Annotated in this window: 7 protein-coding genes; 2 read left to right on the top strand and 5 right to left on the bottom strand. The window is 66.6% G+C overall.

Going from position 1 to position 11754, the window contains the following annotated elements:
• The first annotated feature begins 16 nt into the window (after positions 1-16).
• A complete protein-coding gene (locus ACQY72_RS06095; RefSeq protein WP_428156353.1) occupies positions 17-712 on the top strand; it encodes a TorF family putative porin in 696 nt (231 codons plus the stop codon).
• A 59-nt stretch (positions 713-771) separates the two neighbouring features.
• Here ACQY72_RS06095 and ACQY72_RS06090 read toward each other — a convergent pair whose 3' ends face one another.
• The 3 genes from ACQY72_RS06090 to ACQY72_RS06080 form a co-directional block, all read right to left on the bottom strand.
• The gene (locus tag ACQY72_RS06090) at positions 772-3156 is read right to left on the bottom strand and encodes a glucan 1,4-alpha-glucosidase (RefSeq protein ID WP_428156352.1); all 2385 of its coding nucleotides are present in this window, start codon (positions 3154-3156) and stop codon (positions 772-774) included.
• 8 nt (positions 3157-3164) lie between these two features.
• Positions 3165-4703, bottom strand: a complete 1539-nt coding sequence (locus ACQY72_RS06085) for an MFS transporter (protein ID WP_428156351.1) — start codon at positions 4701-4703, stop codon at positions 3165-3167.
• Between the two features lie 184 nt (positions 4704-4887).
• The gene (locus tag ACQY72_RS06080; protein ID WP_428156350.1) at positions 4888-6948 is read right to left on the bottom strand and encodes a glycoside hydrolase family 97 protein; all 2061 of its coding nucleotides are present in this window, start codon (positions 6946-6948) and stop codon (positions 4888-4890) included.
• A gap of 106 nt (positions 6949-7054) precedes the next feature.
• On the opposite strand from ACQY72_RS06080, the gene ACQY72_RS06075 reads away from it, so the two are divergent.
• Positions 7055-8074: a LacI family DNA-binding transcriptional regulator gene (locus tag ACQY72_RS06075; RefSeq protein ID WP_135193437.1), complete on the top strand. Its 1020-nt coding sequence runs from the start codon at positions 7055-7057 to the stop codon at positions 8072-8074.
• A gap of 8 nt (positions 8075-8082) precedes the next feature.
• On the opposite strand, the gene ACQY72_RS06070 is transcribed toward ACQY72_RS06075, so the two are convergent.
• Positions 8083-9723 (bottom strand): alpha-amylase family glycosyl hydrolase, encoded by a 1641-nt coding sequence (locus tag ACQY72_RS06070; RefSeq protein ID WP_428156349.1) that lies wholly within the window; start codon positions 9721-9723, stop codon positions 8083-8085.
• Complete coding sequence (locus ACQY72_RS06065; RefSeq protein ID WP_428156348.1) at positions 9720-11513, bottom strand: alpha-amylase family glycosyl hydrolase; 1794 nt, start codon at positions 11511-11513, stop codon at positions 9720-9722. Before ACQY72_RS06065 ends, ACQY72_RS06070 begins: the two co-directional genes overlap by 4 nt.
• Positions 11514-11754: the final 241 nt, after the last annotated feature.

The following is an 11754-nucleotide window of genomic DNA, read 5'->3' as shown; positions in this document are numbered from 1 at the left end:
AACAAGGGGATAGACTATGAAGAAGACCACCATCCGTGCGGCCGCCGCCGCAACGCTCGCCATGGGTCTGATCGGCCTCGCCGCGCCAGCCTCGGCCCAGAGCACCGTCGATGTCGCCTGGAACGTCGGCGTCGTCAGCGACTATGTGTTCCGCGGCTTCAGCCAGACCGGCGAGGATCCCGCCATCCAGGGCGGCGTCGATGTGACGTCGGGCAGCTTCTACGGCGGCGCCTGGGCCTCGAACGTCGATTTTGGCGACGACACCGATGCGGAAGTCGATCTGTACGGCGGCTATCGCACCGAGGCCGGCGGTTTCGCGCTGGACTTCGGCGTGATCGGCTACCTCTACGTCGGAGAGCCGGACGGCGCCGACTATAACTATGCCGAGTTCAAGGCTGCGGCCTCGCGCGCCGTTGGACCCGCCACTTTCGGCGCCGCCGTCTATTACTCGCCCGACTTCTTCGGCATCGACGACGAAGCAACCTACGCCGAGGTCAACGCCGCCTTCAGCCCGGCCGACAAGTGGACGGTCTCGGGCGCCGTCGGCAAGCAGTGGCTGAACGTCACCGACGACTACACCACCTGGAACGCCGGCGTGGGCTATGCCCTGACCGACAAACTGAGTCTGGACGTCCGCTACTATGACACCGACGTCGATGGCGTGCCGGGCGCCGAAGACCGGATCGTGGGCGCCATCAAACTCGCCTTCTGATCCAGCGGCCGACTTAAAAGAGAAAGGCCCCGGAGAGCGATCTCCGGGGCCTTTTTCGTTCAGCGGGCGTACCGGTCGTGGACGGGATCGTAGCTGTCCCAGACCTTGCCGTCGGCCAGCGACCGCAGCAGCTTCAGATACTCCGCATGGGTCCAGGCCAGGGGCGTGGCCGAGTCCGTGTTCTGACCCAAGGCGTAATCCCTGGTGGTCGGATCGCCCACGCCGTCCCAGACCTGTTCGGCCAGCATCAGGCCGTCGTTGGCGAACCGCTCCATGCCGCGCACATAGGTCTGGCGGATAGCGGCGATGTCGGCGGCCGAGGGGGCGCCGTTCACGCTGACGCGGGCCAACTCATAGTGACCGCGCTCACCTGTGAAGAAGGGCCAGACCCGGCCGCGCTGACCAGCGCTCATTTCGCCGCCGACGCCATAGTTGGCGCCGGTCAGATGATCCTCGCCATAGCCATCGACGCCGTAACGCCGCCAGCCCGGCGTCTTGTCGCCTTCGGGACCGAAGTCGTAGCGAACGCGATACAGCGGCTCCAGCGACTGGTCGTCATAGACGGGCAGGGTGGACAGGATGTGCGGATCGTCGGCCTTGCGCACGCCATAGCGGACCAGTTCCAGGAAGCCGCCGTCCACGACCCGGTCTTCGGCCGGGGCGATCTGGCCGTTGGCGGCGCCGATCGGGGCCTTGTCGTTCGGGTTCTCGTTCTGGGTGATGCGGATGAAATAGCGGCCGTCGCCGAAGTCGCCGTTGGTGGTGAACATCCGGTCTTCGATCTTGGACGCATAGCTGTCGGCCGCGATCTGGTAGCGCGTCGCGCCGGCGGCGTCGCCCGAGGCGCGCGCCATTTCGGCGGCGACCGTCAGGCCGGCGACCACGGCGGCGGTGCTGGACGGCGAATAGCCCTGCTGCTCTTCCCAGCGTTCCTGCTGGGTAAAGGGCGGCTTGATCTCGGAGTCGTTCCACAACAGGCCGATCTTGCCGCCGTCCACCAGGAAATCGGCGGCCGGTTTCAACATGGACTGATAGTGTTCGGTCATCTGGGCGTCCGACAGCCAGCCCATCTTCCACAGACGGTAGCCCAGCATGATCGGCATGGCCGTCTGGTCCAACTGGACCGCGACCCATTCCAGTTCGCCATCGACGTGGGTCTTTTGCAGGAACCAGCCGCCGACGCCGGTGTTGCCCGGCGTGTTCGCGCCGACCTGGACCTGGGGCAGATAGTTGAAGGCCGCCAGCGGCGTTTCCTTGTCGCCCAGGGCCGCCAGGGCCATGGCCACCTGATAGAAGTCGCGCGGCCAGACGGCCTTGTAGCCGGTCGAGGATTTCGACGCGTCCACCGTGTCGCCCCAGGGGTTGGACAGGGAGGCGATCAGGGCGCCGGCGTGGGTGCGGTCTTCCTGAACCTTCAGCATCAGGGCCGAGGCATAGGCCAGCTTGCCGCCGTCGGTCGACTGTTCGGCGATGCGCGGCAGTTCGGTCAAGGAGGCGACATAGTCCTCCCAACCGGCGCGCTCGCCCTCGCCGTTGAAGCGGGCCAGAACCTCGTCCAGGCCTGTCGCGAATGCGCCGTCCGCAGCGGCGCGGGCCTCGGCCTCGCTGGCGCCGAAGCCGATGACGAAGTCGCGGGTCAGGATCGCGCTTTCACCCATGTGCGGCAGGGCGCCGGTCATCATGGTGTTGCCGGCCTGATCGCCCGTCGAGGCGTAGACCCAGTCCAGCTTGCCGTCCTTCAGATCCGTCAAACCATCGGAGGCGCCGACGAAGCCGACACTGGCCTTCTCGAAGGCCTCGCTGGGCTTGAGGAACAGGTGGGTGTCGCCTTCCCAGGCGTGGAAGCCGTCGCGCGCAACCTCCCCCCGGTCATCGATCCCGGTGTTGGCGATGTGCGGCTCCAGCATCAGATAGGGCGTCACCTCGCCCTTCAACGCCTTGATGGTGACGCGCAGCACCAGGGCGTTGCGGTCGGGGTCGGTGAAGATCTGTTTCTCGATCTCGAAGCGGCCGTTCTTGTCCTGGGTCAGGACGCGATAGGCGGGCGACAGCGGGCGACCCTGAACATCGACATGCAGGTATTCGGTGCGGCTGGTGGTGTCGTCGCCCTCGACGATTAGACCGTCATGGGTCACGCCGGCAAAACGCAGGGCCTTGATCTGCGCCTCATGGATCAGGCCGTACATGGTCTCGGTCAGGACGCCGTCGGCGATGGAAAACCAGACCTTGGACACCGCCCCGGTCGGGCCGCCGTCGCGATATTGGCCATCCACATAGGCTTCATAAGACGCGCCGGCGCCAGTCTTTGCGGCGCTGGACCAGACGGGTGGGGCGCCCGGTGCGCCCGGCGCAACGGAATTAGGGGCTACTGACTGGGCTGAAGCGGCCGAGGCGAGGGCCAGGGCGGCGACGCTGGCGAGGCAGAGGGTCTTTGACATACGCATGGAGGTCCTCACGGATTGCGCGTGGGGGGAAGCGAGCGGGACTCGCGGACGAACAGCGCGCTGACCGCAGCCAGCACGAAGGAGACGGCGCCCAGCACCAGGGCCCAGATCGCCTGGCCGTCGAACAGGGTCTTCAGGATCAGGCCCAGGACGGTGGCGGCCAGCAGCTGGGGCACGACGATGAAGATGTTGAAGACGCCCATATAGACGCCCATCTTCCGGTCCGGCACCGCCGCCGACAGGATGGCGTAGGGCATGGAGACGATCGACGCCCAGGCGAAGCCGACGCCGATCATCGGCAGCCACAGCAGGCCCGGCTCGCGGATGACGAAGACCCCTAACAGCCCAGCCGCGCCCAGCAACAGCATCAGGGCGTGGGTCGCCTTGCGGCCGATACGCTTGGCCAGAACGGGCAGGGTAAAGGCCGCCAGGGCCGCCACGCCGTTATAGACCCCGAACAGAACCCCGACCCAGTCGGCGCCCGTCGCATAGGCGGGCGAGGTTGTGTCGGTCGTGCCGTAATGGAAGCTGGTCACGGCCGCAGTGGTGTAGATCCACATGGCGAACAGGGCGAACCAGCTGAAGAACTGAACGACCGCCAAGCCGCGCATCGTCTCGGGCATGCGGAAGATGTCGTTCAGGATCTCGGTCGCAGCGTTGACGATGCGGCGACGCTGCATCAGGCCGACTGCGATCTGCAGCAGACCGAAACCGGCGAAGAAGCCGGCGAGGACCAGCAGTTCCTTTTCCAGATCCAGCACTGAAATCAGCACGAAGCCCAGCCCGCCCAGGACGGCGCAGACCAAGCCGGAGGTCATCCAGCCCTGGACGCTGCGGGCCGGCGCCTCTGGGCCGTCATCGGCAGGGGCGCCCAGCGCCGCCTGCTTCGCGCGTTCGAAGGCGGCGATCTGTTCGGGGCTGTATTCTTTGGTCGAAAGCACGGTCCACAGCACGGCTGCGAACAAGCCCGCCGCGCCGACGTAGAAGGCGATCTTTACCGACAGGGGCACGACGCCGGCCTCGGCCGTCGAGGCGATGTCGAAGACGTTGGACAGCAGCCAAGGCAGGGTCGAGGCGAAGACCGCGCCGGCGCCGATGAAGAAGCTCTGCATCGCATAGCCGGCGGTGCGTTGCTCTTCCGGCAGATTGTCGCCGACGAAGGCGCGGAACGGCTCCATCGTGATGTTGATCGAGGCGTCCATGATCCACAGCATGGCCGCGGCGAACCACAGGCTGGGGCTGTTGGGCATGGCGATCAGGGCCAGGGTGGTCAGTATGGCCCCGACCAGGAAATAGGGGCGACGCCGCCCGAACCGGGTCCAGGTCTTGTCGCTGAAATGACCGATGATCGGCTGGACCAGCAGACCCGTCAGCGGCGCGGCGATCCACAGGATGGCCAGCGAATCCACCTCGGCGCCCAGGGTCTGGAAGATCCGGCTGGTGTTGGCGTTCTGCAGGCCGAAGCCGATCTGGATGCCGAAGAAGCCGACGCACATGTTCCAGATCGCCAGGCCGGACAGGCGCGGGCGGTGGGCGAGCAGGCTCATGGACGGACACCCGATGCTTCTCCCCTCGGGGGAGAAGGTGGGCGGCGAAGCCGCTCGGATGAGGGGGCTACCGGATGCGGATTTCGCGTCGGACGATCGGGGCGCGGAACCAACCCCCTCATCCGTCTCGCTCCGCGAGCCACCTTCTCCCCCGAGGGGAGAAGGAGATCAGTGGCGATGCTCATCACCGACGGCTCCGACCCAGCGGGACGAACCGGATCGCCTGGCCGCCGCCGGGCGCCAGGGCCAGGGTCAGGACGTCAGCCGACGTGACCTCGCGTTGCTCGATGACGATGTCCTCGCGCTTGCCCTTGTAGTCGGCCTCTGGACCGTCGCGATAGATTTCGGCCCGATAGCGGCGGCTGGCGTCCAGGAAGTCCAGCGGTGCGGACAGGACGCGCGGATGCTCGTCGGTGACGGCCCCCAGGGCCCAGATGTCAGTGCCGCGTTCCTTGCGGGCGGTGACGACATAGTCGCCCATTTCGGCGGCCAGGGTGCGGCTCTCGTCCCAGTCGACCGGCACGTCCTTGATGAACTGGAACGGCGCCGGATTGGCCTCGTAGTTGACCAGCAGGTCGGCGGCCATCTGGATCGGGCTGTAGATGACGACATACAGGGCCAACTGCTTCGCCCAAGTCGTCTGCAAGCCGCCGGGGCTGCGCGTCTCCATGCCGAAGATGCCGGGGGTATAGTCCATCGGTCCGGCCAGCAGGCGGGTAAAGACCAGGTTCGGCTCGTGCTCGGGCGGATTGCCGGGATTGCCCCAGGCCGAATATTCCATACCGCGCTGGCCCTCGCGGCTGATGATGTTCGGATAGGTCCGGCGCAGGCCCGTATCCTTGAACGGCTCGTGGGCGTTGATCGCGACCTTGTGGCGCGCGCCGGTCTCGACGACCTTCATATGGTGCTGGGCCATCGCCTGGCTCTCGTGCCAGGCCATGACCATCTGGCCGTTCGGCCCGGCGACTCGGGCGCCCTGCGCATCCGCGACATAGCCGGTCTTTACCGAATGGACGCCGAGGCGTGCATACAGGGCCATCGCCGGTTCGAGCTGCTGCTCATAATGGAAGGCGTTGCCGCCGGTCTCGTGGTGGCCGATCAGCTGCACGCCCTTGGACCGGGCATGGGCGCAGACCGCCTCGATGTCGAAATCGGGGTAGGCCTCGGTGAAGCTGAAGTCCGAACCATTGGCGAACCACTGGCCGTCCCAGCCCTTGTTCCAGCCCTCGACCAGGACGCCGCCGAAGCCGTGCTCGGCCGCGAAGTCGATGTGCTTGACCGTGTTTTCGGTGGTCGCACCATGCTTGGGGCCGGCGTTCCAGCTCTTCAGCTCCAGGTGCATTTCCCACCAGACGCCGACGTATTTCATCGGCTTGAACCACGACACGTCGCCCAGCTTGTTGGGCTCATTCAGGTTCAGGATCAGGCTGGAATCGATCAGGCCCGCCGCGCTGTCCGAAATCTGCAGCGTGCGCCACGGGGTGTTGAACGGCGCTTCGCGCACCACGGAGGCGTTGGTCAGGCCGGGCGTCAGCTGCGCGCGGAATTTGGTGCCTTCGGAGCGGCGCAGGTTCATGCCGGCGTAGTCGATGCAGGCCGCCTCGTGGATCGAGACGTGCAGGCCCGACTGGCCTTTGACCGTCATCGGGGTCTGGGCGCTGCCCACCGCGTCGATCGGCGTGCGGCTGTAGAGGTATTCCTCGCGGTTCCATTCCCAGGCCGGGCACCACAGGGCCTCGCCGTTTTCGGCCAGGTTGAACTCGGTGATTTCCGACCCGATGCGGACGGTCTTCAGCGCGGCCTGGTCCGGGAATTCGTAACGGAAGCCCAGGCCGTCGTCATACAGGCGGAACACCACGTCCACGCGGCGTTGCAGACCGCCGGCCTCGGCATAGGCGACGCGCCATTCGTTGTAGTGGTTGCGGATCAGGCGGCGCTCGCCCCACGGCTGTTCCCAGGTAGCGTCCACGGTGACCGGCTGACCGGCGCTGATGGCCAGGCCGCGTTCGATGGCGGGGGCGTCGGTCAGCAGGAAGCCCAGCTTAGACGGGGCCACCACGACCCGGCCCTGGCGCAGGACCGAATACATCGGCCGGCCGTCGTTGTCGGTAAAGGCCTCGACCGTCAGCATGCCGCCGGGCGAGCTGGCGCGGGCGTGGGTCGGCGTGGTCTGGGCGCGCACGCCGGTCGCTCCGAAAGCCAGGATCGAAGCGCCGCCAAGGGCCAGGAAGGATCTGCGTTGCATCATGGGAACTCCGTTACGCCGCCTCTTGCCAACCGCCGCGAACGGTGGCTGAAATATTTGCAGAAAAATTTGCAGCGTCGCCATGCTGCTGTGAGGACCCGCGACCTTGAGCCGCAAGACAACCCGTCTGGAAGACATCGCCCGCCTGGCGGGGGTGTCCATCGCCACCGCCTCGCGCGCGCTGAACGACAGCCCCGCCGTCAACGACCGCACCAAACAGACGATCTGGAAGCTGGCGAAGGAACACGACTATCCGTTCCGCCGCCACATGCCCGCCGGCCCCATTGGCGCCCAGGGCACCATCGCCCTGGTCGTGCCGCGTCCTCAGGGTCGGGAAGGACGCCTCAGCGATCCCTTCTTCCTCGAACTGCTGGCCGGGGTGGGCGAGGCGGCGCGCGAACGCGGCTGCGACTTGTTGATGAGCCATATCTCGCCCGCCAACTATGACGAGCTGTCGGGCGCGCTGAACACCAGCCGCGCGGACGGGGTGATCTTCCTGGGTCAGTCCAGCCTGCATTCGGCCTTCAACCGGCTGGTGGACGCCGACCATCGCTTTGTCGTCTGGGGCGCCGAACTGCCGGATCAGGACTATTGCTCCATCGGCTCGGACAATATCTCGGGCGGACGGCGTGCGACCCTGCACCTGGCGCGGCTGGGGCGAAAGCGCATCGTCTTCCTGGGCGATCTGGATCCGCCCGAGTCGATGCAGCGGCACCGCGGCTATCTGGACGCCCTGGCCCAGGCCGGATTGGCGGTCGAGCCGGACCTGATCGTATCGGCCCATTTCGAGGTCGAGTCTGCCGAGGCCACGGTGGACGCCCTGATCCGGCGCGGCGTCGCCTTCGACGGGGTGGTGGCCGCCTCCGACCAGATCGCCCTGGGCGCCGTGCGCGCCCTGCTGCATGCGGGGATCGACGTGCCGGGCCAGGTCTCGGTCATCGGTTTCGACAATGTGCCGTTCAGTCGCTACTCGCGCCCGGCCCTGTCCACCATCGCCCAGGACACGATGAAGGCTGGCCGGCTGATGGTGTCCAAACTGCTGGACCACGGCGGCGCCGACGTGGGCGCCGGCCGGTCGGAGCGGGTGCCCACCGAGCTGATCGTGCGCGAGACCTGCGGCGGCTGAACCCATCCTCAGACCGTGAACAACAGGCCGGCGAGAGGCGGCAGGGTCTGTGCGTCCGTCTCGGTCCAATTGATCGCCTCGATGCGATGCGCCCTCGCAGGCGGCGTCCAGTCGATGGCGACGTGGCCCAGGTTGAAGACGCACAACAGGCGCTCGCCCTCCCCGCCGCGTTCGAACCGCTCGAAGACCACCAGACCCTGGGGCGCCTCGACCAGTTCAAGACCGCCCAGGCGCAGCGCCGGGTGGGCCTTGCGCAGGGCGATGACGCGGCGCGCGACGTGCAGGGTCGAGGTCAAATCGGCCTCCTCAGCATCGACGGCCAGCGTCAGGTGGCGTGGATCGACCGGCAGCCAGGGCTCCACGGTCGAGAAGCCGGCGTTGGGCGCGGACCCCACCCAGGGGATCGGGGTGCGGGCGCCGTCGCGGCCCAGGGTCTGGGGCCAGTTGGCGATGGCCTCGGGATCGACCAGCCGCTCGAATGGCACCTGGGCCTGCGGCAGGCCCAGCTCTTCGCCCTGATAGACGAAGACATTGCCGCGCAGGCACATCAGCAGCAGCAGGGCCATCTGGGCGAAGGCCGTCTCGTCGCGGCCCTCGGCCCAGCGCGAGACGGCGCGCGGCGCGTCGTGGTTCGAGAAGGTCCAGGAGGGCCAGCCTTCGCCCTGCTGGTCCGGCCACATGCTGTCGCCCACGCCGATCAGTTCGGGCTTCAGCGCATCGGCATAGAGGTAGAGGAAGCCGTAGGCGGAATGCAGCCGGTCGTTCCCGGCGGTGAACGCCTTCATCTCGCGGTCGGCGTGATCGCCGCCGACCTCCGCCACCGTGAACCGGCTGTCATAGCTGTCGGTCAGGGCGCGGACGCGGTTCAAAAAGCCGATGATGTCGGGGTGGGACTGGTTGTAGATCTTGTCCTGGAAATCGAACGGCCGCGTCCGCTTCTTGCCGTCGGCGATGGGCGGATTGTCGCGCAGGGACGGGTCGTGGATGGCGAAGTTGATGGCGTCCAGGCGGAAGCCGTCCACCCCCTTGTCCAGCCAGAAGCGCGCCGCCGCGATCAGGGCGTCCTGCACCGCCGGGTTCCTGACGTTCAGCTGAGGCTGGGAGGCCAGGAAATTGTGCATGTAGTATTGGCCGCGCCGCGCGTCCCACGTCCAGGCCGGGCCGCCGAACACCGACTGCCAGTTCGACGGCGGCGAACCGTCCGGCTTGGCGTCGGCCCAGACATACCAGTCGGCGTGTTCGCCGTGGCGACCGGCGCGGCTGTCCACGAACCAGGGGTGTTCGTCCGAGGTGTGGGAGAAGACCTGATCGATGACGACCTTCAGGCCCAAGGCATGGGCGCGCGCGATCAAGGCGTCGAAGTCGGCGAGGTCGCCGAAGATCGGATCGACGTCGCAATAGTCCGCCACGTCATAGCCGAAGTCCTTCATCGGCGACGTGAAGAAGGGCGACAGCCAGATCCCGTCCACGCCCAGCGAGGCGACATGATCCAGATGCTCGGTGATCCCCTTCAGGTCGCCGACGCCGTCGTCGTTGGAGTCGGCGAAGCTACGCGGATAGATTTGATAAAGGACCGCCCCCCGCCACCAGTCGTGGGCGAGGGCAGGGGCGGCGTCAGCCGTGGAAAGATCGAGAGGCTGGGCGGTCACGGGACGCTCTTGCAGACGAGGTAATCGAGGGGAGGGACGCGGACGCCGACACTGGCGGGCGCCGAGGATTGGACGGCGCAATCACCGCGCAGACCCTGCCACCGAAGCGAGCCGGGCTCCACCTCGACCTGTGCGGCGACGGGCGTGGTCGAGGTGTTGAACAGGATCAGGATTTCACTCCCGTCCTGGCCGATGCGCGAAATGGCGAACAGGCCCGGCTTGTCGCCATAGGCGCGCACCACCTGACGGCCGCGTCGCAGGGCCGGTTCGGCGGCGCGGATGCGCGCCATTTCGGCGATGGCGCGATACAGAGGCGCGTCGGTGGAATAGGCGGGCTGGCGACCGCCGACGGGCGTCTCGTTTGCATAGACCGGGGTCTGGCTGGGCCACATGTCCTGGCGCGAGTTTCCGTATCCGCCCGCGCCGGCGAAGCCCTGTTCGTCGCCGTAATACAGTGTCGGCACGCCCCGGCTGAACATCATCAGGGCGTGAGCCAGGGCGATGCGCGACTGCAGTTCCGCGTCGCTCGCGTTCGGATTGGCCTTTTTCACGAAGAAGCCGACCCGGCCCATGTCGTGGTTGCCCAGGAAGGTCGGCAGGATGGCGGCTGTGTCGGCGCCCTTGTCGTAGATCGTGTCGGCGTCGAACAGCTTGGACAGGGCGTCGGTGCCGACCTTGCCCGAAGCCGCGTCCACCGCCTGTTTCTGGAACGGGAAGTCCAGCACGGCCGGATAGCCGTCGACGCGCGTGAACCGCGCCGTCACGGCCGGATCGTGGTCATAGACCTCGCCGAAGATGTGGAAGTTCGGGATTCCCTTGGCCTCGGCGCGGGCGATCATGGCGGGGATGAAGGCCTGCCAGAACTCCGGGTTCACATGGCGTGCGGTGTCGATGCGGAAGCCGTCGATCCCGTATTTGTCGATCCAGCCGCCAAAGATGTCGATCATGCCTTGGACGACCACAGGGTCCTCGGTCAGCAGGTCATCCAGACCGGCGAAGTCCCCGTCCAGCGAGCTTTCGCCCGAGAAGGTGCTCTCGCCCCGGTTATGATAGTGGATCGGATCGTTCAGCCAGGCCGGAACCTTGGCGTTCTCCTCGCCCGCCGGGACGTAGGGCGTATAGGCGTAGTCGGGCCGGGTCAGACGCGAGAAGTCGCGGCCGTCGAAGCCTTCGTTGATCGGCGCGCCATCGACGCCGCCGCGACGGGTGTAGGGATAGTTGGCGCGGCTGCGATAGGCGCAGCGCCCCTCGGGACATTCCCGGTACTGGATCACGTCGGCGGTGTGGTTGGCGACGATGTCCAGATAGACCTTCATGCCGCGCGCATGGGCGGCCTCGACCAGGGCGCGCATCGCCGCCTCATCGCCGAAGTGCGGATCGACGGCCGTGAAGTCGGTGATCCAATAGCCGTGGTGCGCCGCGCCGGTGTAGTTGCCGTGCGACTGGACCGGCTTGTTCTTGAAGACGGGCGCCAGCCAGACGGCTGTGGCGCCCAGGCCTTGAATATAGTCCAGCCGCTGGGTCACGCCCGCCAGATCGCCGCCGTGATAGAAGTCGGTGTCAGACGGATCGAAGCCGCTCTTGAGCCGCTCGGCCGCGTAACCGCCGTGGTCGTTCGACGGATCGCCATTGGCGAACCGATCCGGCAGCAGGAAATAGATCACCTCGTCCTGGGGCAGGCGCTGGCGCAGATCGGCCAGGCTGTCGGCGCTGGCGTTGGAGGCCACCAGCAGGCTCGCTGCGGCCGCCATGGCGTGCAGTCCGTTTCGGACGGCGGTCCTCTTCCTCATGACGATCGCTCCCTGCTGTCTGGAAAATGCAAAGCCTTCCAGATCGATTTGCAAGATTTTGCAGCAATGGCCGGGCCTGTCAACGCGGGTTTAATTTGCTGCAATGCAGCGCAAGCGTCGCCATTCGTTGCCCTACGTCCAGCCTACAGGGGCTTGAAGAAACGCCTGGGGAGGGCTGAAATCGGGCGACAATATTAACTGCTTGCAACCTTGCCAAAGATTTGCATATTTTTGCGACGGT

This window comes from Brevundimonas sp., from assembly GCF_965279155.1.
Lineage (GTDB): Bacteria > Pseudomonadota > Alphaproteobacteria > Caulobacterales > Caulobacteraceae > Brevundimonas.
Note: the sequence above shows the minus strand (reverse complement) of the source record. Positions and strands in the feature narration are given on the sequence as shown.